The organism is Carnobacterium mobile DSM 4848 (assembly GCF_000744825.1).
Lineage (GTDB): Bacteria > Bacillota > Bacilli > Lactobacillales > Carnobacteriaceae > Carnobacterium_A > Carnobacterium_A mobile.
Genome location: NZ_JQMR01000001.1, coordinates 2489555 through 2512736 on the forward strand (window position 1 = coordinate 2489555; position 23182 = coordinate 2512736).

The 23182-nt window shown below is 38.1% G+C and carries 20 protein-coding genes and 1 riboswitch; of the genes, 18 read left to right on the forward strand and 2 right to left on the reverse strand.

All coding sequences use genetic code 11. The annotated features are described in order from the left end of the window. The first annotated feature begins 1 nt into the window (after window position 1). The 5 genes from BR87_RS11750 to BR87_RS11770 all read left to right on the forward strand — a co-directional run bounded on the left by BR87_RS11750 (window position 2) and on the right by BR87_RS11770 (window position 4887). A complete protein-coding gene (locus BR87_RS11750; RefSeq protein WP_035032485.1) occupies window positions 2–706 on the forward strand; it encodes an ABC transporter ATP-binding protein in 705 nt (234 codons plus the stop codon). 5 nt (window positions 707–711) lie between these two features. Continuing rightward, window positions 712–1368, forward strand: coding sequence for a CBS and ACT domain-containing protein (locus BR87_RS11755; protein ID WP_035032488.1), 657 nt, complete (start codon window positions 712–714; stop codon window positions 1366–1368). Between the two features lie 421 nt (window positions 1369–1789). Then, on the forward strand, window positions 1790–2767 hold the full coding sequence (locus BR87_RS11760; protein WP_051929869.1) for a DUF1002 domain-containing protein: 978 nt from the start codon (window positions 1790–1792) through the stop codon (window positions 2765–2767). A gap of 329 nt (window positions 2768–3096) precedes the next feature. Then, the gene (locus BR87_RS11765; RefSeq protein ID WP_035032491.1) at window positions 3097–4467 is read left to right on the forward strand and encodes a D-serine ammonia-lyase; all 1371 of its coding nucleotides are present in this window, start codon (window positions 3097–3099) and stop codon (window positions 4465–4467) included. Between the two features lie 36 nt (window positions 4468–4503). Next, on the forward strand, window positions 4504–4887 hold the full coding sequence (locus BR87_RS11770) for a RidA family protein (RefSeq protein ID WP_035032494.1): 384 nt from the start codon (window positions 4504–4506) through the stop codon (window positions 4885–4887). A 164-nt stretch (window positions 4888–5051) separates the two neighbouring features. Here the strand turns inward: BR87_RS11770 and BR87_RS11775 are convergent, their stop codons facing one another. Together BR87_RS11775 and BR87_RS11780 are read right to left on the reverse strand one after the other, a co-directional pair. Then, entirely contained in the window at window positions 5052–6020 is a 969-nt protein-coding gene (locus tag BR87_RS11775; protein WP_035032497.1) for a Gfo/Idh/MocA family protein, read from the reverse strand. A 287-nt stretch (window positions 6021–6307) separates the two neighbouring features. Continuing rightward, window positions 6308–7582 carry a transposase gene (locus BR87_RS11780; protein WP_035029917.1) on the reverse strand — a complete coding sequence of 425 codons (1275 nt, stop codon included), beginning with the start codon at window positions 7580–7582 and terminating at the stop codon, window positions 6308–6310. A 314-nt stretch (window positions 7583–7896) separates the two neighbouring features. Here BR87_RS11780 and BR87_RS11785 point away from each other — a divergent pair, with 314 nt between their 5' ends. From BR87_RS11785 to BR87_RS11845, 13 genes are all read left to right on the forward strand, one after another. Continuing rightward, a complete protein-coding gene (locus BR87_RS11785) occupies window positions 7897–8424 on the forward strand; it encodes a hypothetical protein (RefSeq protein ID WP_035032499.1) in 528 nt (175 codons plus the stop codon). 365 nt (window positions 8425–8789) lie between these two features. Beyond that, window positions 8790–9599 (forward strand): M15 family metallopeptidase, encoded by an 810-nt coding sequence (locus BR87_RS11790; RefSeq protein ID WP_035032502.1) that lies wholly within the window; start codon window positions 8790–8792, stop codon window positions 9597–9599. Window positions 9600–9630: 31 nt separating this feature from the next. Continuing rightward, a complete protein-coding gene (locus BR87_RS11795; RefSeq protein ID WP_035032505.1) occupies window positions 9631–10287 on the forward strand; it encodes a glycoside hydrolase family 73 protein in 657 nt (218 codons plus the stop codon). A 144-nt stretch (window positions 10288–10431) separates the two neighbouring features. Next, window positions 10432–11142: a beta/alpha barrel domain-containing protein gene (locus tag BR87_RS11800; RefSeq protein ID WP_035032508.1), complete on the forward strand. Its 711-nt coding sequence runs from the start codon at window positions 10432–10434 to the stop codon at window positions 11140–11142. A gap of 104 nt (window positions 11143–11246) precedes the next feature. Further along, window positions 11247–13295: a penicillin-binding protein PBP4(5) gene (pbp4, locus tag BR87_RS11805; RefSeq protein ID WP_035032511.1), complete on the forward strand. Its 2049-nt coding sequence runs from the start codon at window positions 11247–11249 to the stop codon at window positions 13293–13295. An 81-nt stretch (window positions 13296–13376) separates the two neighbouring features. Continuing rightward, a complete protein-coding gene (locus BR87_RS11810) occupies window positions 13377–14708 on the forward strand; it encodes a hemolysin family protein (protein ID WP_035032514.1) in 1332 nt (443 codons plus the stop codon). A 152-nt stretch (window positions 14709–14860) separates the two neighbouring features. Beyond that, window positions 14861–14959: riboswitch (purine riboswitch) on the forward strand. A 132-nt stretch (window positions 14960–15091) separates the two neighbouring features. Continuing rightward, complete coding sequence (locus BR87_RS11815) at window positions 15092–15679, forward strand: xanthine phosphoribosyltransferase (RefSeq protein WP_035033266.1); 588 nt, start codon at window positions 15092–15094, stop codon at window positions 15677–15679. A 1-nt stretch (window position 15680) separates the two neighbouring features. Next, window positions 15681–17003, forward strand: a complete 1323-nt coding sequence (locus BR87_RS11820; protein WP_051929870.1) for a nucleobase:cation symporter-2 family protein — start codon at window positions 15681–15683, stop codon at window positions 17001–17003. Window positions 17004–17632: 629 nt separating this feature from the next. Then, the gene (locus tag BR87_RS11825; protein ID WP_035032517.1) at window positions 17633–18190 is read left to right on the forward strand and encodes a DUF2179 domain-containing protein; all 558 of its coding nucleotides are present in this window, start codon (window positions 17633–17635) and stop codon (window positions 18188–18190) included. 117 nt (window positions 18191–18307) lie between these two features. Continuing rightward, window positions 18308–19435, forward strand: a complete 1128-nt coding sequence (purK, locus tag BR87_RS11830) for a 5-(carboxyamino)imidazole ribonucleotide synthase (RefSeq protein ID WP_035032520.1) — start codon at window positions 18308–18310, stop codon at window positions 19433–19435. A gap of 11 nt (window positions 19436–19446) precedes the next feature. Next, complete coding sequence (gene purB, locus BR87_RS11835; RefSeq protein WP_035032523.1) at window positions 19447–20739, forward strand: adenylosuccinate lyase; 1293 nt, start codon at window positions 19447–19449, stop codon at window positions 20737–20739. A gap of 481 nt (window positions 20740–21220) precedes the next feature. Further along, complete coding sequence (locus BR87_RS11840) at window positions 21221–22123, forward strand: DMT family transporter (RefSeq protein ID WP_035032526.1); 903 nt, start codon at window positions 21221–21223, stop codon at window positions 22121–22123. A gap of 181 nt (window positions 22124–22304) precedes the next feature. Beyond that, entirely contained in the window at window positions 22305–22958 is a 654-nt protein-coding gene (locus BR87_RS11845) for a GntR family transcriptional regulator (protein ID WP_035032528.1), read from the forward strand. The last annotated feature ends 224 nt before the right edge of the window (window positions 22959–23182 follow it).

Here is a 23182-nt window from a genome sequence, read left to right on the forward strand (position 1 = left end):
TATGTTACACGTAAACCAACTGACGATTCATTATGGCGTTATTCAAGCTACTAAAGAAGTGAGTTTTGAAGTCAATGAAGGAGAGATTGTTTCATTGATCGGAGCCAATGGAGCGGGTAAATCAACGATTCTTAAAGCGATTTCCGGATTGCATCGCCCAACCTCAGGAGAAATTCTGTATAAAGGCCAACCGATCCAAAAAGAAACCACTAAAAAAATCGTTGAATTGGGTATCTCACAAGTTCCAGAAGGTCGACATGTTTTCGGCGGAATGAGTGTTTTAGAAAATTTGGAGATGGGAGCGTATCTGCGCAAAGACAAAAGCGAGATCCAAAAGGATTTGGCAATGGTTTTTGATCGTTTCCCCGTTTTAGGAGAACGCAAAAAGCAGGATACGGCTACTTTATCCGGCGGCGAACAACAGATGGTAGCGATGGGGCGGGCTTTAATGTCACGGCCGAAGTTGCTGCTGCTGGATGAGCCTTCAATGGGATTGGCGCCGATTTTTATCAAAGAAATTTTTAATATCATTAAAATGATCAATGAGCAAGGCACTACCATTTTACTGATTGAACAAAATGCTAAAGTAGCCTTGGAAATAGCAGATCGTGGCTATGTTTTAGAAACCGGAAAAATGGTCCAATCGGGTACAGGACAAGAATTGTTAGCCAGTGATGAAGTTCAAAAAGCTTACTTAGGAGGGTAAAAAGGATGAATGTACAAAATTATATGACTGCAGAAGTCGTAACAGTTCCTGAAGATACGAAAGTTCTTGAAGCACTCGACATTATGAAAGAACGCAATTTTCATCGGTTGCCAGTCGTTAGAAATGGACGGATGGTAGGGTTGATAACGGAAGAGATCATTCAGGAAAACTCACCCTCAACTGCGACAAGTCTAAGTATTCATGAATTGAATTATTTGTTAACTAAAACGACTGTCGGCGATATCATGCATAAAACAGTGGTAACGATCAGTGCAACGGATTTGCTCGAAGAAGCAGCAGTTAGAATGCTGGAAGACGAGGTCGGTGCTTTGCCAGTTGTAGAAGATGAAGATAAAGTAATTGGAATCATCACAGATAAAGACCTTTTTAGAGCTTTTATTGACGTTATGGGGTACAACAACAAAGGCAGTCGGATCGTTATCGACATTCCAGAGGATCATTCGGGAATATTAGAAGACATTACCAATATTTTGGCAGCAGATAATATCAGTATCAATCAAATCGCTGTTTACCGACAAAAAGAAGTCACTCAAGTCGTTATTCAAATGGATAGTCTTCAATTAGAAGAAATCAAAGAAATTTTAACCACAGAAGGGTATACAATCAGTTCAGCAATCTCTAAAGAACCTAAAAACAACTAGAATGGGACATTGCGCCCATTCTTTTTTTGCTGAGTAGTGTATAATAATTTTTTCTGCATTCAATGTCTAGCGGGACAAGTCTGCCTCTCGGAAATTAGATAAATAAAGGGCCTAAAGTCTCGCTACGCGAGCTTTATACTAGTCGACGTAACCAGCTAAAGCTGGAAGTCTCCTAGCAATTGCGCTCTATGATGCTCATTTGCCATGGCTCTTGCCATTTTAATGGCTTAGAGACATGGTACACTTGAGCTTTGCTCACAGTGATACTTTCCTAAATTTCTTTCGAGTCATGGCGGACTTGTCCCGCTTTTCTTGTTTTCTTAAAGAAATCATAATCAGGCTTAAGTAGGAGACAAAGGGAAATGAATTAGTGTAAAATGAAAAGTGAAAACATCAGAAGAAAATGGGGGTTAGCAAAAAAATGAATAAACTAAAAAAAATAGGCATCACGACCATTGCTGCAGCTAGTTTTATTGGAGCTTCAATCAGTATGATTCCTGCTGTTGCTTTTGCTGCATCAGACGGAATCGATACAACGGTGATTGATGAAAAATGGGGTAAACCAACATTTGTATATGGTGGCGGACTATCCGACAGCCAAATCAAAGAAACCGAAAAATTATTAGGTATTGAGGAGCCTGAAAATGTTGCGAGTGTTGCTGTGACTGGCTCTGATTTGGTGAATTACTTAAAAGAAGGTTCAGGAAATACCGCAAATATGATTTCATCGGTTCTGGTGCAAAAAGAAGGTTCCGGCAAAGGGGTAGAGGTTACGATTGAGACTCCTGAGAACATTACACAAATTACGCAAGATCAGTATGCGAATGCAGCTATTACGGCTGGAGTAAATGACGCAAAAATAATGGTTGCCAGTGTCAGTAAAGTAACAGGAGAAAGTGCCTTAACCGGTATTTACAAAGCTTTTGATGTTAACGGTGAAGACTTGGATCAAGATCGAATGGAAATTGCTCAAAAAGAACTGGAAACAACTAATGATATTGCACAAGAAAATGCTGAAAAGTCTGATTTTGATTCTGCCAAATTCGATCAAGCGATCATTGAAATCAAACAAGCTTTGGCAGATTTAAAAGAACAACAAGGCAAACTGGCAACGAAAGAAGATATTGAACAAATCATCAACGATGCATTAAAGAACAACCAATTAGAAAATGTGGTCACACAAGACCAAATTGATCAATTAATGGCTTTATTTGAAAAATACCAACAAACTAGTGCGATTGACTCAGCAGAAGTGAAAGAACAGCTGAAACAGTTATCAGATACTGTCCAATCAAAATTTGGTGACGCACTTCAACAAGCAAAAGACAGCGGTGTACTAGACAAAGTCGGAGATTTCTTCCGTCAAATCTGGGAAGCCATTGTAGGCCTATTTAATTAAGTAAAAAATAAAGTAATAGCTTAGAAAACGTGCAAGAAAATTTGAAGCGGATAATCAATTTCAAATTTTCTTGCTTTTTTTTCATAAATACAGCTTATTTAACAAAAACTAGTGCCGTTATGAACTAACCTTTACGAATATGGAATTAAGTTTTGATAAACTTGCCTTTCCATAGTAAACTGTAGGGGCAGGCTATATTCTCGTCGTTAAGTACTTTCAAAGCAGTAAAAAGCACGGTAGAGATAAGGCAAGCTAGTTGGGCTTTTCCTTTCAAACAAAGAGACAGCTGATTTTATGCTTAGTTTTAAATTAGAAAAGGAGATTTAATGATGAGTAGGAACATAGTAAGGGGCAAAACGATTGCTGATTGGCAAGAACAAGTGCCTTTATTAAAAGACATTCAAGCAACAAAAGAAGTTTTTTGGATCAATCCGAATAAAGAAAATTTTCAAACAGCTTCGGAAAAAGCGATGTTTTCAAAAAAAGATGTAGATGAAGCAGAGGCGCGTTTAGCCCGTTTTGCAGCATACTTAGCAGTTGAATTTCCAGAAACACGCCCAACTAATGGGATAATCGAATCGCCGATTACTGAAATTTCCAATATGAAAACATACCTTGAAGAAACATACCATGAAACGATAAAAGGAAATCTATGGTTAAAACGCGATGATTTATTGCCGATAGCCGGAACGATCAAAGCTCGAGGCGCTATTTATGAAGTACTAAAACATGCGGAAGACTTAGCTTTAGAACATGGGCTTCTTACATCTATTGAAGAAAACTATGCTGTATTTGCAAGTGAAAAGTTCCGAGCGTTCTTTTCTAATTATAAAATTACAGTAGGTACAACCGGTAATTTGGGGATTAGTGTAGGTGTCGTAGGTGCAAAGCTTGGTTTTGAAGTCATTGTTCATATGTCCGTAGAAGCCAAACAATGGAAAAAGGATTATTTGCGCAGCCAAGGAGTTGTTGTGATTGAGCATGCCTCTGATTTTACAAAAGCTGTCACTAAAGGCCGCCAAGAATCTGACTTAGATCCAATGAGTTATTTTGTGGATGATGAGCATTCTGAAGATCTTTTTCTAGGTTATACAGTAGCTGCTAATCGCTTAAAAGGTCAATTAAAAGAAAAAAATATCTTAGTGGATGCAGACCATCCTTTATTTGTTTATTTACCATGTGGCATCGGTGGTTCGCCAGGCGGGATCACATTTGGCTTAAAGCAAATTTATGGCGACAATGTTCATTGCTTCTTTGCAGAACCAACGCATGTTCCTTCTATGCTGGTCGGTCTGTTGACAGGCGAGTACGATGGCGTGACGGTCAAAGACTTTGGTTTAGATGGGTTAACAGTGGCAGATGGGTTAGCGGTACCGCGTACTTCAGGCTTTGTAGCTAAAGTATTAGAAGATTTCTTTAGCGGCTCCTATACAATAGACGATCATCAAACCTATGAACTACTAAGTACTTTGATCGATCAAGAAGAAATCTATTTAGAGCCGGCAGCATTAGCAGGTGTACCTGGTTCTGTCCGTCTTTTTCAATCTGCTGCAGGGAAGAAGTACCTTCAAGACCATCACTTGGCTGACAAAATGGACCAAGCCACTCATATTGCTTGGGCAACTGGCGGAAGTATGGTTCCTAAAGAAGACATGGATCTTTTTTATCAACAAGGTCAAAAAACTGAAAAAGTAGTTTAATAATAAAATACAAAAATCGTTATAGGGGGAATAGGAATGTTAGAAACCATTTATACTGAACATGCACCAAAACCAATCGGACCATATGCGCAAGGCATTAAAGTTGGAGAATTTGTTTATCCCGCTGGACAACTTGGGGTAGATCCTCTATCTGGAAAACTAGTAGCTGATACGATTAAGGAACAAACGGAACAAGCTATCAAAAACCTATCAGCAGTATTAGAAGAAGCGGGTTCTTCTTTGGAACAGGTGGTTAAAACAACTTGTTATTTGTCCACAATGGAAAACTTTCAAGGATTTAACGAAGTGTACGAGGAGCAATTTAACGGGCATAAACCAGCACGTACTTGTTTTGCAGTACAAGAGTTGCCGTTAAAAGCACTCTGCGAAATCGAAGTTGTCGCTGTTTTAAAGAAATAAGAAAAGAAAAACGTAGAAAGCTGCCAAAATAACTTTTGGTACTTTCTACGTTTTTTCATTTATTGATGATTTTTGTTCCAGCTCGTTTATTTTTGGGTAAACGAGTCCTAAAAAGAGATGAGTTTGTTCCAAAAGAGATGTGTTCTCTGAAAGTCAGAGCAGTTTTATTCAAAATCGAAATGTAAACCCCATTTTTCTCTTAAGGTATCCATTATTTCAGTCACATCATAAGTCAAATCAAGGGAACTATGGTCTTCTTTTGAACGAATCATTTCATTTACATGAGCAATTTCATAATTCATTGCTTGTAGAGTATCACCGGCTTGAATCCTATCAACTGTCCCATCAGAATGAGTCAATGTAGCTTCATCGGCTCTTGGAAAGTCTGTTACAGTCAAATAACCATTTTCAAACGCTACGATTCCTTGTTTTGGCATTTTAGCTCGGAAAGTGAAAGAAACAGTAGCTATTTCATCATCAGCGTTTTTTAATAACACACCTGCTTGCTCATCAACACCTGTTTCATAAAAATTCATCGTAGTCAAAATTTCATTCGGTTGGCTTGATAAAAAAAAGCGGGCAAATGAAAGTGCATAAGTTCCAATATCTAACAATGCACCGCCAGCGATCTCTTTATTAAAGAAACGATTAGTCGGATCAGTTTCTTTCAAACTGCCAAATGAAACTTGGATCATTTTCAACTTACCTAAAGAACCGTCGGCCATAACCTTTTTAAGTTCTTGGTAAAGCGGCATGTGGTAAATAGTCATAGCTTCTGCCAACACCAATTCTTTTTCTTTTGCTACTTTCATCGCAGCTTCTAATTGTTGGTTATTCATTACCATCGCTTTTTCACAAAGGACGTGCTTTCCGTTTTTTAAGCTTTTTAAAATTAGATCAGCATGGTGGCTGTGCGGTGTTGCAATGTAAACAACATCGACATTTGGATCTGACAGCAACTCATCGTAACTGCCATAAGCTTTTTCAATACCGTGTTTTTCAGCAAATTCACTAGCTTTTTCAATCGTTCTGGATCCAGCAGCATAAATTTTTGCGTCTTCAGCTGCAAAAGTAGCAGCAAAACTTGAAGCAATTGAGCCTAATCCTAAAATACCCCAATTTAATTCTTTCATTTATTTTCCTCCTCAATGTACCGATGCAAATACTATAAATATTTTTCCTTTCTATTGTAACAACGCAATGAAATGAAAGCAATGGAAAGCCTTACAGAATAAATTACGTTGTACCATTTTTTGTGAAAATAACTAGCATAGAAATAAGCCGTAGGCTTCATTATTTGTAAAATAGCGAAAAGTAGTCAGTTCATTCCATGGTTTGTGTAAAAAAAGCGTCTGTTTTTTAACTCCGCTTTTATTTTTGCGCACGCCAAATAAACTATCCCTTCTAATTTTTTAAAAAATTAAGCTACCCAAGCAGTTAGATGAGCTAGATGGTTTTTACTGATCTTATCTTTCGCAAAGGCTAACATAATGAGAAAAGTCATTGTCACAAAAAGATTCAGTTTCTTTTTTCCTCGTATCGTATGATTCTCAAATAGGTAATCTCGATCGATTCGTCCATTTACTCGCTCAATAGAGGTTCGCTTTTTGTAGATTCGTTTGAACTTAAAACTATCCCTAGCGACTTTGTTAAATATACGTCTGTCTTCTTCACGTTTTATTCTGAAAAGCCGGTTATCCTGATATTGAGGTTTAAATCCATAACGTAAAGAATCTGTTTTCTTATCATATCCCTTATACGCTAGCTTTATCTCATTTCCTTTTCCATCGACATAGGAAACGGCTCCATTATACGTATAAATCAAATCTGAATCTCGATATTGTTTGGTTAGCGTATCTTTATCCCACTGGTTTTTAATATCAATAATGGGAATTATTTCTTTAGATTCAATGAGACTTAATAATGGAGCTCCATCATATCCTCTGTCAGCTAGAAGATAGTCACACTGTTTTGCTTGTGAGGTAGAAAAATGTTTGATCAGTCTTTTTGCGACCGTCGGTTCGCCTTCAGATGCTTTAGTCACTTCGTAGGCTACAGGCAATTCATAATTTGCATCAACGATTAAATGAAGTCGATAACCAAACCATGTTTTCTTCTTTGTTATCTTCTCGCCATTGGCTGTCGTAGTGGTATATTGTTTTAGTGTGAAATCTGCTTCAGTATCTCTTCTGCCATCATGTTCTACTTTTTTATTTGGTTTTGTAGCATAAGAAGGGATGATTTTTCCATCTAAAGCTAACGTTTGCCCAAATCCATCCAGTGTTTCATATAAAGTAGTGACCAATTCAGTAAACATCTCATCTAATAGGTGTTGATGGAGCAGTAACTTTTTTAAAAATCGAGAAAAAGCAGCTTCTGTGGGAGCTAGTTGAACCCTATACCTTCCTTTTTGTGAGCGCGAAAAATGAGGTTGAAAGCCGCATAGTTCTCTGAGTTGGCTATTCCGCTTCAACTCTCGAATCAAAGAAGCGACAGAGCGATGTTGAAAGACAAAACTAGCTACGAAAGCACGCCACATGGTATGAACTGGATAATCATTTCTGCCCTTTCCACGTTCTTCTTCTAATGCAGTTAACAGGTTTTCATCCGGTAATGCAGTTAATAGATCATTCAACTTTTCTAAATCGCCTAATTCATGGTTTTCAAATAATGATAATTGTGTTATTCTATTCATGGGAAAAGTGACCTCCTTATATGAGTCTGATAACCATATTTTACTACTGTTTCAGTAGTTTGAGGCACTTTTTCTCTTATTTTTTTAATTAGTCGCAAAATACCAAAAATGATAAATCGCCAATAAGAAAATGCTGATACAGCAGTCTTTCTTATTGGCGATTTTTATTTTAACCACATTTACAGCCTTAGAGCTCCATGGGCTCGCCAACAACGTGATTTATTCTTACACTTTAGTTTTTTTAGCTTTAAGTGTAAAATGGAATTAGCACTTATAAAGTAATTTATCCAGCTAGAAAGAAAGGGGACTGTATTATGCAAGAAGCACTTATTCAGATTGTTTTACACACGATCAAAGAAAAATATATGAGTGAAAAAGCCTTTTATTCAACCCAATTAGATATCACTCCGCAAAACTGGGACCGTTGGAAAAATGGCGAACTCAATTTAAGACCGAATAATATGCAGGCAATCATTAATTTATTTACTGATTATGAATGGATGCTTGTCCAAAAAGTTATTCGAAATGCTACTTTTTTCCCAGAAGTAGAAGCCAAACCCATTGGAGAATACGCAGCTATTAAATTTCATGTGGCTAAAAAATGGGTCAATAGCGGCAACGCTGAACTAGAGTTCCAAACAGAAAATGAAGAAGAGTCAGATGAACAACACCGTAAATTAAATGGGACAGTATTGAGAATTGAAATGAACTACGATTTTTGGAGTTATAAAGATCGAATTGAGCTGCGATTGCCGGGTGTGATTCAGCAGCAAATTGAAACAGAAAAACAAGACCTTCTTGAATGGTTCAAAGAAAATGTGGAAGAACATTACCCTATCTAAACGAGTCTTATATGGAAGAAAAAAACTGTATTCGGAATTCCTCCGTGCAGTTTTTTTGTATTTTCTCTCCATTAGCGCAACTTTTTTATGACGATTTTAGCGATTAATGTTATTATAGAAGATGAAACAAAAAGGACACGCTTTTGAATGAAATCATTGTGTTTATGAGCAGCATCAGTGAGAGAAAGCGAGTTGGAGGAAAATGCATCAATGGTGAATTTGCCAAGAAATAAAGAAACGTAAACAGAGGATGGGTATTTTCTGCCAAACTTAAAATGGTTGGTAAAGCAAATGCAGTAGTTCATTTTTTATTTCTGGTCTAAAAATGATTTTTGGTAAACTTGAATAGAATGGGGCTTTAAAATATGTACAAGAAATTTGCAGTACTTTTTGTGTCGATTGGACTCTTAAGCGGATGTAGTGCAGTAGAAAATACTGTATCAGATATGACTCAAAAAATTACAAAGACAGAGACGGCTACTTCAGCTGCATCTTCTGAGAAGAGCTTGACTCCCGCAGAAGAACAACAGTTGAAAAAAGAACAAGAACACCAGGCTATGCTAGATGAACTGCCTGATGTGTCTACAGCTGATTGGAATTTACTCTTGGTAAATAATGAAAAACCGATTGACCCAGATTTAGAGATACCGTTAACAACCTTGCCAAGCGGTTATATGATCGATGAACGGATGAAAGAAGACTATGATCACTGGCTGGAGGCAGCATCAAAAGCCGGCTTTAATATTGTATTGGCTTCTAGTTATCGTTCAGTGGACTTACAACAAACAAATTATGACAGCAGTATTCAACGTTACATTGACCAAGATTATTCAGAAGAAGAAGCAAAGAAAAAAACAGAAGATTACATTGCTCTTCCTGGTGGCAGCGAACACCATACAGGACTTGCAGTTGATATCGTAGATGATGAATGGTTAGATACTGGTAAAGGATTGATTCCAGAATACGATACGCAAGACTCGCAACATTGGCTGGTTGACCACATGACTGATTATGGATTTATTTTGCGCTATCCGCAAGGAAAAGAAAAAGAAACCGGTATAGAGTATGAATCATGGCATTTCCGTTATGTCGGAGTTGAAAATGCAAAATACATCGAGAAATATGACCTTTCGCTTGAAGAATACATTGATTTGTTAACAGAAGCAGGAAAATAATGGCTAAGCAACTATAGAAAGGAGGAGTGAATTGTCTCAAAAAAAGACTCCCAAAAAATATAAGCCAAAGAAAAAGTATCAAAAAGCTTCACGAAAGTTTTTTCGACTATCGCCTAGCTATGTGTTGTTCAGTATATTTTTAATTGTGTTTATTTTTTTTGGTGCATTGGTTTTGTTAACTTCAACCATCGCTCCTACTATAACCGAGCCTTTTTCAGATGAAACTAGCAACAAACAAGAGTTTATCGAACGAACAGCAGACTATGCCCAGATCTTAGAAGAAAAATACGCAATTTTACCAAGCGTCAGCATAGCTCAAGCTATTTTAGAATCAGATTGGGGCAGAAGCGAACTCTCCCTTAAAAACAATAATTTTTTTGGTATCAAAGGCAGCGACCCAGAGCAAACAGTTGTCATGAATACAAAAGAGTTTGTAGATGGACAATGGATTGAGGTTGAAGCCCCTTTTAGAAAATACACCAGTTGGCAAGAATCGATGGATGATCATGCCAAATTATTTGTTGAGGGAACTACTTGGAATCCCGATCAATATGCTGCAGTTTTAGCAGCAAAAGATTACAAAGAAGCTGCTCATGCATTAGAAGCAAGCGGCTATGCTACCGATCCTGACTATCCCGAAAAGTTGATCAGCTTAATCGAAGAATTTAATTTAAATCAGTATGATTGAAAAATCATGCTGATTTTCTCTAACTACCAATCAACTATATTCATAAATTTAGGAATAGATGGCTAAATAATAAGTCTAGCTATGTGGAAAATAATTCGTTAAAATAACGATAGAAACAAAAAGGCTTTAAGGAGGGAATTAGTAGTGGAAGAACACATTAAAAAAGCAGCCCCAAAAATTACAACAGATTTAAGAAGAGATTATGTTGCGGTACCGGAAGTCATTCGGAAGGCAAGCGGAATCGTAATCAATGGTAAGCGGTTCCGTTCTTTGATTTTTACAACGGATATAGCCATTATCATGAACAATGATGCAGATGCCGTGATTGCTGTTTATCCTTTTACGCCTCATCCAGCTATTATCAATGGCATCACAACTGTGGCAAGTATGCCAGTTTTAGCAGGAGTCGGTGGTGGTCTAACGCATGGACATCGTTCATCTAACATTGCCTTATTTGCAGAAGCACATGGTTGTATAGGCGTTGTATTAAACGCACCGACTCCATTGGATACCATTAAAGAAGTGAACGAAGTAGTTGATGTTCCCATTATTTGGACAGTTGTTTCGGAATTTACAGATATTCAAGAAAAATTAGATGCGGGCGTCGACATTTTAAATATCAGCGGAGCAGCAAATACTGCTCATATTGTCCGTGAAGTTCGTAAACATTATCCTGAGTTGCCAATTATAGCAACAGGCGGACCGACAGTAGAAAGCATTATTGAAACGATTGAAGCCGGAGCCAATGCCATTACGTATACACCGCCAAGCAACGGACAGCTATTCAGTAAAAAAATGAAAAAATACCGCCACCAAGAAGAAGACGCCTACGAAGAAGAACAGGATGCGAAGTGACCCTGATAGACACACAGCAATTTTAGGAAAAGCATAGAAAAAAACTTAGCAACTAAACCTTCATTTTAGTTGGTTTCAGGATATTACTCTAAGGAGGAGAATTTGTGAAATCTACTTCACGGAATCAAAAGAAAAAAAGCCCATTCGGCGGTAAAGTACTTATCGTGTTACTGACCATCTTAGTTGTGATCGGTGGAGGGGTCGGTTATTATTATTGGTCTACAGCACGTGATGAAAAAGCGGCTCAAACGACCATAGACACTTATATAACGGCTTTGAAAAAACAAGACTATTCAGCAATGAGCAAAGTCGTTTCAGAAAAATCCTTAAAAGATATTGGTTATACCAAAGATAAAATGACAAAACGGTATGAAACCGTCTATGGCGGAGTAGGAGCAGGAAAGTTAAAAGTCAGCAATGTACAAGTTGACTCTACTAAAGAAAAACAACAATACGCTATCTCCTATGATGTAGAAATGGAAACTTCATTAGGAAAATTGGACAAACAATCCTATTCCACCACAATGAACAAAGTCGATGGCGATTATCAAATCGATTGGACGACACAATTGATCTTTCCTGATTTAGAACCAAACGATAAAATTAGTTTGACCTCTACAGTCGGTGAAAGAGGCAATATCTTAGCAGCTGATGGTTCGCCTTTGGCTACTGAAGGTAAAGGCTGGGACGCTGGAATACATCCTGCCGCTTTAGGTGAAGGAAACGAAAAAGAAAACAACTTAAAAAAAATCAGTGACACTTTCGATGTGTCTGTTGAACAATTAGAAAAAGTACTTGCAGCAGACTGGGTGACGGAAGATAGTTTTGTACCGTTTAAAGTGGTGAATGACGGTGAAACTCCAGAGGTGCCCGGAGTTCTTTACCAAGAGAAAACGATGCGGACTTATCCCTTAAATGAAGCAGCAGCTCACTTGATTGGATATGTTGGCGAAGCAACAGCAGAAGATATAGAAAAAAATCCAACACTGCAAACAGGCGATGTGATTGGGAAATCTGGCTTAGAAGCAACATTCAATGACCGGTTGAGCGGCCAAAAAGGCGGACGAATCGTTATCAATGATGAAACAGATACATTGAAAAAAGTGCTGCAAGAAACAGAAGTTGAAAATGGAGAAGACATTACGTTGACCATCAATGCGGACCTGCAAAAAGCGGCTTATGACCAATTGAAGGGAGAAAAAGGCTCAGCAGTGTTGATGGATCCTACAGATGGCAGCTTATTGGCCTTAGTCAGCACACCTTCCTATGATGCGAACTTAATGACAGCGGGTATCAGTTCAAAAGAATATCAAAAATATGCGGATGACAAAAACAGTCCGTTCTTAGCACGATACGCAGCCGGCTATGCTCCAGGCTCAACGTTTAAAACGATCACTGGAGCTATTGGATTGGATTCCGGTGTTACGACACCAGAGAAGACCCATAAAATCAGTGGGTTAAAATGGCAAAAAGATAGTTCTTGGGGCGATCATTTTATCGTACGTGTAGCGGATACTCCAGAAGTAAATCTGGAATCAGCTTATGTCCATTCAGACAATATTTATTTTGCTCAAGAAGCTTTAGAAATAGGTCAAAATAAATATGAAGAAGGGCTATCCAAATTTATCTTTGGCGAAGATTTAAAATTACCCATTGTGATGAATGAAGCTCAAATCTCAAATGACGGCAAGTTAGATAGTGAATCCTTATTGGCCGACACGGCTTACGGACAAGGACAGCTATTATTGAATCCTATTCAACAAGCTGTTTCGTATACACCTTTTGTAAATGAAGGAAAATTGATTTACCCTAAATTAACATCAGATCAAAAAGTCGCAGAACCTAAAATGCCTGTCACAGCAGAATCTGCAACGATTATTAAAAATGATTTGATTCAAGTAGTAGAAAATCCAGCAGGATCAGCACACAGCTTAGCTTCGATTGACCAAAAATTAGCTGCTAAAACAGGTACCGCGGAAACACAAGAAGCTGAAAATGCGGATGAAGAAGCAGAAACAAATGGATTCTTGCTAGCCTTTGATGCTGAAAATAATAGCTATTTAATGGTAGCACTGATTGAAGGGAAATCGAGCGGAGATGTAGTCACTACGTTGAAGCCCGTCTTGGAGCAAATGGAAAGCTTATTAAAATAAAGAAGTTGTTGCCATGGATTAAAAATTATGGTATGTTTTTCCTAATCGAAAAATGTAAAATTTAGAAGGAGATCACGCTTTATGAATTCAGACCCCGACAGTCAGTCGATGGTAGGACAGATTATACTCATTATTGTGTTAACCGGAGTCAATGCTTTCTTTGCATCCGCAGAAATGGCATTTGTATCTCTAAATCAAGGAAAAGTAAGAGAAAAAGCAGCATCAGGAGATAAAAAGGCTGTTAATGTTTTAAACTTATTGGCAAATCCAGATAACTTTTTAGCTACTATTCAAGTAGCTATTACCTTAGCAGGATTTATTTCAAGTGCTTCAGCCGCTACTAGTTTTGCTTCATTGCTGGAACCGTTCTTGGTCAGCATACCAGGAGGCAAACAATTGGCAATCGTCATAGTAACTGTTGTCTTGTCTTATATTACTCTTGTATTTGGTGAATTGTACCCTAAGCAAATCGCTTTGCAAAAAGCCGAAGAAGTGGCTCGATTTACTGCTGGACCGATTAGAATTGTTCAAACGTTAGCTATACCATTTGTTAAATTGCTTTCTTTTTCTACAAGTACCTTGAAGAAACTAACGCCAATTGATTTTTCTAAAAAAGAAGAAAAAATGACGCGTGATGAATTTCGTTCCTACCTGGAAAGCAGTCAGAAAAATGGAGCTATTGATGTTGAACAATTTACAATGTTAAAAGGTGTCCTGTCAATGGATACAAAGATGGCCAGAGAAATCATGGTGCCCCGGACTGATACCTACATGATTGATTATGAAGATGGGACTGAAGAGAACATTCCTTTATTGTTGGACTGTACTTATTCTCGTGTACCTGTTTATGTAGGGGACAAGGATAATATTATCGGGATAGTCCATGTAAAAAATTTGTTGAAAGCTTCTAGAACGACAAGTCTGGATGATATTGACATCAAAGACGTCTTGAATCCGCCTTTATATGTGCCGGAAACCATTTTTATGGATGATTTACTTTATGAATTAAAACGCACACGTAACCAGATGGCGATTTTAAATGATGAATACGGAGGAGTGGTTGGAGTAGCTACCCTTGAAGATTTATTAGAAGAAATCGTTGGAGATATTGATGACGAATACGATGAAACGTATAAAATGATCGAACAGCTCTCTGAAGTACGGTATTTAGTTGATGGTTCTACACCCTTATCTAAGTTCAATGAATTCTTTAAAACAAAAATAGAATCAAACGATGTAGACTCTATTGCTGGATTTTTTATTATGCAATATGGCAGCATCCCAAACGCAGAAGAACAAGCTGTTGTTCACTATGCGGACTATGTATTTACGGCAAATGCAATTGAAGGCTCGAGACTGGTGAATCTATTTGTAGATCGAGTTGAAGAAGCAGAAGAGGGAATTCTTGTATAACCAATTGAACTTGATGAGTGATGGAAACTTCATTACTCGTCAAGTTTTTTGTTAAAAGCGAACATTGCGATTTTATTTCGACTTAAAGTTCATAATCAGTAATAATTAGATGAGAAATAAAGAAAACTATTGACGTTAAGAACTAAAAAGCGTATATTCAACGTACATTAACTTATATAATGCCAAAATATGGATGGCAAGTCTCTACCCAGTACCGTAAATACTGGACTATAAGTAAAGAAAATAAAACAAGTTGAATCCAATCAGATTCAGTGGCCTTTTTTTCTTTGCTTAAGAACCTTTAAGCAGAGAAAAAGAGGCTTTTTCTTTTACTTTTCATGTTGGGATTTTTATAGTTGTTAAAAAAAGAAAGGTTGGATGAAATGAAATTATTAGAAGAACGTATTTTGAAAGACGGCGTTGTCCTAGGAGCAGATGTTTTAAAAGTAGACAACTTTTTGAACCATCAAATAGACCCTGTTTTAATGGAAGCAATGGGAAATGAATTTGCCGCTTATTTCGCTGATAAAGGAATTACCAAAATTCTAACCGTTGAAACATCAGGAATTGCTCCTGCAGTTTTTGCCGGATTAGCATTAGGTGTGCCAGTTGTTTTTGCCCGTAAACATAAAAGTTTAACTTTGACTGATCATTTATATTCTTCCACTGTGCATTCTTATACGAAAAACACAACAAATACTATCTCCATTTCTAAAAACTATTTGGATGAAACAGATACCGTCCTTTTAATCGATGACTTTTTAGCTAACGGACAAGCTGCTAAAGGGCTGATTGATATCTGCCAACAAGCGAGTGCAACCATTTCAGGCATCGGAATCGTGATTGAGAAATCTTTTCAAAGAGGCCGACAAGAATTGGAAGAACAAGGTTTTGACATTTATTCTTTAGCACGTATTCGCGCTTTTGAAGATGGAATCGTTAAATTCGTTGAAGAAAAGGGGAATAACTAAGATGTTAACAAATGGAAAAGCAGCAGCTTTAGGATTGCAGCACGTATTAGCCATGTATGCCGGCGCGGTGTTAGTTCCCTTATTGATCGGGGGAGCAATCGGCTTCAACTCAGAACAAATGACTTATCTGGTATCCATTGATATATTTATGTGCGGAGTAGCTACATTACTGCAACTATTTGTTAACCGTTATTTTGGTATTGGACTGCCTGTTGTATTGGGCTGTGCCATGCAAGCTGTGTCGCCCTTGATTTTGATTGGTTCATCTGATGGAATCGGAGTCATGTATGGCGCTATTATTGCTTCAGGAATTTTTATGCTATTGATTGCCGGTTTGTTTTCTAAGATCAAACGTTTTTTCCCTCCTGTTGTAACTGGAACAGTGATCACTGTAATTGGACTGACATTGATCCCAGTAGGAATTGAAAAAATGGGCGGCGGTTCAAAAACGGCTGCTGGTTTTGGATCAGGCAAAGCTTTGTTTTTAGCTTTCCTGACTGTAGCGATTATCTTATGTATTCAATTGTTTGCTAAAGGGTTTATCCGTTCACTGGCTATTATTATTGGCTTGATTGCAGGAACAGCCGTTGCAGCAGTTATGGGAATGGTGAGTTTGGCTCCTGTTGCTGAAGCTTCATGGTTCCACATACCACGTCCTTTCTACTTTGGAACGCCGGTTTTCGAATGGTCTTCGATTTTGACCATGATTCTAATTTCAATTGTCAGTATGGTTGAATCAACTGGCGTCTACTTCGCATTGGGTGATGTGACTAAACAAAAAATTGAAGAGCAAGATTTAAAAAGAGGGTATCGCGCAGAAGGGTTAGCGATTATTCTAGGCGGAATTTTTAATACTTTCCCTTATACGGCTTTCTCACAAAACGTGGGACTAGTACAAATGTCCGGTATCCGCACACGCAAGCCGATTTATTTTGCAGCAGGATTTCTTATGTTATTAGGTTTGATGCCAAAGATCGGTGCTTTCGCAACCATTATTCCTGAACCTGTTTTAGGCGGAGCTATGGTGATCTTATTCGGAATGGTAGCCACTCAAGGAATCAAAATGTTGGGTCGTGTCGATCTAAACAAAGAAGGCAACTTGATGATCGTAGCTTTATCGCTTGGACTAGGATTAGGCGTAACCGTTGTGCCAGAATTATTTGCTCACTTACCAGCTACCGTCCAAACGTTTACTGGAAATGGGATAGTCGTCACAAGTATCACAGCTATTCTATTGAATAGTATCGTCCACCATGGACGTGAGGAAATAACAGCAGCACCTCAAGTAGAAAAAACACCTACAGAATTACAAAAAGTGATGTAATCAATAGACACATAACTACGGCCAATGCACCAGCTGGTCGTAGTATTTTTTTAATAGTTGAAAATCAGTAGTGTTTTTTTCTTTCTATAGTAATTGGTACAACATTAGCTCAATAGACCAAGTTGTGCTTTTCGGCTGTGAGCGAAAAGATTCGAATTGAGAAATTAAAAATTGTTAAGGACCATATGAAGGAGAAAAAGGTAGGCGTATGGTAGGAAAAGCCATTATAGGACCATATAGAGTAATAAAACCTAGGATATGGTAGGCAAATACGTAATAGGGACCATATCAGTCAAATAAATATAAGGATATGGTAGGCAAATCCCTTTTAAGTAACATAAGACCTCTTGCTCTCCATCCATATATTAGGCAAGAACATATTGAATACTTTATGAAGAAATTTGATTCCACATTTTCACTAATGAAATGTGAAATAGAATTCTTTGAACGGGAGATAAAATGGAATGATGATAAAAAATAAGTTTCAACAGTTTTTTGTGACTGGGTATCAAAGTCCCAAATTAAAAAAGAACAAGCAAGCAGGCATTTTTTCTTGCTATTTAAAAATAATTTGTTAGTCTTAAATGGCAGTAAAATAAAGATAGTATCGTTAGGGGCGTTTTTAGAAAATGGATGTAGATGTAAAATTCTTGGCACTTATTTTTCTTATTAATTTAGCTTATGTTGCACTGAATACGATTCGTTTTATGCTGACCATGAAAGGCTATCGGTTGATTGCTCCTTTTGTATCCATGGTTGAGATTACGATTTACGTCGTGGGGCTAGGCTTGGTTCTTGACCGACTCGATAACTTTTGGAATATTGCCGCTTATGCACTAGGCTATGGAGTCGGGATAGCTGTGGGAATCCAAATTGAAGAATACTTAGCGTTAGGACACATAATGGTTACAACGATTGTACCCGATACTAAAAGCGATATTTCGGAGCGATTACGGGAATTGGGTTACGGTGTAACGACTAGTCTTGCACTCGGAAGAGAAGGCGATCGTTTGGTGTTAGAAGTTTTAACTACGCGAAAATCAGAACGGAAATTATACAAACAAATCAGTGAAATAGAACCGAAAGCTTTTGTTATTTCTTATGAACCGAAATTCATTAGCGGTGGTTTTTGGACCAAAAAAGTGAAAACAAGAAGAATGGCGCTGAAGAAACGCGGAAAAATATAAGGTCATTGGTTCAACTCAGTGAATTTCAGCAAGGTTGTCCATGACAGATAACAGGATAACTGATAAACTAAGATTACAGAAATAACCTGTTAAACCAAATTGTAGTAGAAAGTAGTGATGAGTTTGCCTAATTTAATCGTTCCTGGAGAAACTATTGGTATTATTGGTGGCGGTCAATTAGGACGCATGTTGGCCTTAGCAGCTAAACAAATGGGGTATCATGTCGGAGTGTTAGATCCCGAAAAAAATTGCCCAACTGCTCAAATAGCCGACTGGCACATTGTAGCTAAATACGATAACCAAGAAGCATTGATGGATTTAGCCATGAAAAGTGATGTACTGACTTATGAGTTCGAAAATGTAGACGCAGATAGAGTGGACCGATTGAAAAAAACGGTCTCTGTTCCTCAAGGAAGCGAACTCTTATCGATTACGCAAGATCGTTTATTAGAAAAAGCGTACTTAGAAATGAACAATATCAATTCATCTCCTTATGCCACTATTATCAGTCTGGAAGATATCAAAGAATCAGTTAGTTCAATTGGCTTTCCTTGTATTTTGAAAACGATCAGGGGGACAGACGATGATAAAGGACAACGTGTTCTTTATGATGAAGAAGACATAGCAGGATGTGCCGAATTATTGCAGTTCGGTACATGTGTACTTGAAGCTTGGATCCCATTTGAACGAGAATTATCGATTGTGATCGTTCGAGATGAAGCAGGAAAAATTGCTACTTTTCCAGTAGCTGAAACCATTCACCGTCAAAACAAGCTTCACGAAACGATTGTTCCAGCTCGGGTTCCAATAGAGGTAACCGAGGAAGTAGAAAGAATCAGTAAGTCAATCGCTGATCAGTTGAATTTAGTAGGAACATTAGGTATCGACATGTTTTTAACACCATCCGGCGCTTTATATGTTAATAAGTTGGCTCCACGGCCTCATAGTTCTGGAAACTATAGTTTGGAAGCTTGTTCTATGTCACAATTTGAAGCACATATCCGAGCGATTTGCGGCTGGCCTTTGCCTGAAGTGAACTTGCTTTCGCCAGCTGTGACCGTCTCCATTTTTGGCGAACATATGAGAGGATCTGAAATGCAGATCCAATTGAAGCCTGACTGGCATTTTCATTATTATGGCAAAGAAGAACCTGTTAATGGAAGTCAAATGGGACACATTACGATTTTGACAGAAAATATTGAAAAAACTTTGACCAATATCAATGATACAGGTATTTGGGGATAGGAGCAGAGCAAATGATTGAACGGTATACAAGACCAGAAATGGGAAAAATTTGGACGGATGAAAATCGCTACAATACTTGGTTGGAAGTAGAAATATTAGCTGTTGAAGCATGGGCAGAATTGGGTGATATTCCTAAATCAGACGCAAAAAAAATACGCGAACAGGCTAGTTTTAATGTCCAACGTATTTTGGAAATTGAAGAAGAAACGCGTCATGACGTAGTGGCGTTTACTCGAGCAGTTTCTGAAACACTTGGCGAAGAACGGAAATGGATCCATTATGGGTTAACGAGTACGGATGTGGTAGATACAGCTTACGGGTACCAACTAAAACAAGTGAATGCTGTATTGCGACAAGACTTGACAAACTTTTTAGAAATTTTGGGAGAAAAAGCAAAAGAGTATAAATATACCGTGATGATGGGTCGGACACATGGAGTTCATGCTGAACCGACAACGTTTGGATTGAAGTTGGCGCTTTGGTATTCTGAGATGAAACGCAACATCGAACGGTTTGAACATGCGGCAGCAGGCGTAGAAGCCGGCAAAATCAGCGGAGCAGTAGGCACGTTCGCTAATATTCCAACTGCTGTTGAAAAGTATGTCTGTGAAAAACTTGGCACTCGTCCGCAAGAGATCTCTACGCAAGTCTTACCTCGTGATTTGCATGCAGAATATATGGCGACATTGGCATTGATTGCTACCAGCATTGAAAAATTCGCCACAGAAATCCGCGGGTTGCAAAAGTCAGAAACGCGTGAGGTAGAAGAATACTTTGCCAAAGGCCAAAAAGGTTCTTCCGCTATGCCGCACAAGCGTAACCCGATCGGTTCCGAAAACGTTACTGGATTAGCGCGTGTGATCAGAGGACACATGCTCACGGCATACGATAACGTTGTTTTATGGCATGAACGCGATATTTCTCATTCTTCAGCAGAACGGATTATTTTTCCAGATACAACGATTTTACTAGATTATATCTTAAATCGTTTTGGAAACATTATGAAGAATTTGACTGTTTTTCCGGAAAATATGAAACACAATATGGATGCCACTTACGGGTTGATTTATAGTCAACGCGTACTGCTAAAATTGATTGATAAAGGATTGAGCCGCGAAAAATCTTATGATTTAGTCCAACCAAAAACAGCTATTTCATGGGAAAGCCATATTCCATTCCGTGATTTAATAGAAGGAGACAGCGAGATTATGTCTCATTTGACACTAGAAGAACTGGATGATGCATTTGACTACAACTACCATTTGAAAAACGTCGACGAAATCTTCAACCGAGTCGGACTATAAATCAGGATGCGGAGCGCCCTCGACCAGCTCTGACCTGATCTATGGTCTTTATGGACAAACTAAGTTCTAATCAACAGAAGTTTGTCCCGCGAAGGACTGTTATGGACAAACTAAGCCTAGATTAGCAGAAGTTTGTCCTGCGAATGGCCTTTATGGACAAACTAAGCCCTAATCAGCAGAAGTTTGTCCCGCGAATGGCCTTTATGGACAAACTAAGTCCTAATTAGCAGAAGTTTGTCCTGCGAATGGCCTTTATGGACAAACTAAGCCCAGATCAGCAGAAGTTTGTCCCGCGAATGGCCTTTATGGACAAACTAAGCACAGATCAACAGAAGTTTGTCCAAATTATTAATGTTCTTTTTGAAATTTCCTTCTTGTAATTAAAAAAGCACTTTTATAAGAGATAGCATAGGAAACCTGCATGGTAGACTTGTCATCTCTCTTTTCATTAGAAGTCATTGCCAAACGAGGAGATAGATAAATGAGAAAAGCAAAAGTGAAAGTGATCTTAGCGATGCTGATATTTGGAACAGTTGGCTTGTTCGTCAAACAAATTCCTTTAGCCTCAAGCGGAATCGCTTTTTACCGTGGCTTGTTAGGCAGCCTGTTTTTACTGATCGTGTTGATCAGCAAAAAAGATAAGATTTCATGGAACAGCCTCAAACAGAATGCCAAGATTCTCTTTTTTTCTGGAGCTGCGATTGGTTTGAATTGGATTTTGTTATTTGAATCCTATCGCTATACAACGCTGTCAAATGCAACATTAAGCTACTATTTTGCTCCGCTTTTTGTGCTGCTTGTTTCTCCTGTTGTATTGAAAGAAAAGTTAACCGCAGTGAAAGTAGGCTGTATCTTGCTGGCTTTAATCGGCATGTATTTGATTGTGGGAAAAAGCCCAGTCATTAGCGGGGAATACAATCATCCACTAGGTATTTTATATGGCATTGGTGCAGCAGCTTTTTATGCTAGTTTGATCCTGTTGAACAAATTCTTAAAGGGCCTATCAGGATTAGAAAGCACAATGATCCAATTAGCTGTTGCATCAGCCGTTTTGCTGCCGTATGTAATGTTGACTGAAGGCAGCGAATTGTTTCATATTCCAACCCATTCACTCCCGTATCTTTTGATTTTAGGGATAGTGCATACAGGGATAGGCTATACTTTTTATTTCTCTGCTATGCAGGACTTAAAAGGGCAGACGGTTGCGATTTTAAGCTATATTGATCCGATTTCAGCTGTTTTCATTTCTGCTTTGTTTTTAAATGAAAAAATGTCGTTTATGCAATTAGTTGGCGGTATCTTTATTTTAGGGGCTGCATTTGTCAGCGAATGGCCTTTGCCAGAAAGAAAAACACTGTGGATAAAAGCTAAAGAAAGACGGTAACCGAATACTGAAGAAAAAAGAGAGCTGACTGATTTAGCGCCATAGGTTCTGACTAATAGAAAAAATAGTTGGAAAAAAGGAAAGAAAGGTTCTATAATCAATGGGGCTGAAGGATGAGTAGGCTATCTTTCTAGTCAGACAGCAGAGAGCAAAATTAATTTACAGCAGGTGGAAAAAAGATATGCCAAAACCGAAAAACTTAGAAAAGACAGCTTATTACTACATAAAAGAACAAATCGATGCTAGACAATGGCTGCCACAAACTCATATTACAGAACAACACTTGTCGAAAGAATTAAAAATCAGCCGAACCCCAATTCGTCAAGCTTTCCAACGCCTGCAGGAAGAAGGGTACTTGGAAATTGAACCTTATAAAGGTGCAAAAATTAAAGAACAGGCTATCGATTCACGTGGAGTACAAGAACGGTTGGAATTTATTGAATTGATTCTGGTTCATTACCTGCATTGCTTACAAATCAAAGAAATCACCATCAATGAACAAAGGATGGAAAAAACTGTAGCCGAATTAAAAAAAAGCAGTAACAAAACAGAAAAAGAATTTCTTCAATTAGAAACACAGTTTATTTATGAGCTGTTGTCTTTTAGCAAAAATCACTATTCTGTTTCAGCTGTGATGGATACGGTGCGTGAATTGCAAATTCAAAGTAATCCAATGTACCGCGCAATCATGCGTAAAAACCGCGATATTCGGTCACACCATTATGGAAAAATAACAGAATACGTAAAAGCAGGCGAATATGCTTTAGCTCGTAAGGAGATCCGCATTTTAATCAATCAGTTGTCGCTCAGTATTATTCACAACTATAGCGATTAAAGGAAACAAACCGGCAACCGAAAAAAATTACTTTTTGAGACAAGAACCGTTGCGGCGTTCTTGTCTCAGTTTTTTGTTTAAAAAAGGGAAGAGCTTAAATTTTTCTTAGAGTAAGGTATTATAGTTTTTTGCATTCGATGTCTAACGGAATAAGCCTGCCTCTCGGAAATTAGATAAATAAGGGCCTAAAGTCTCGCTGTGCGAGCTTTATACTATTCAACGTA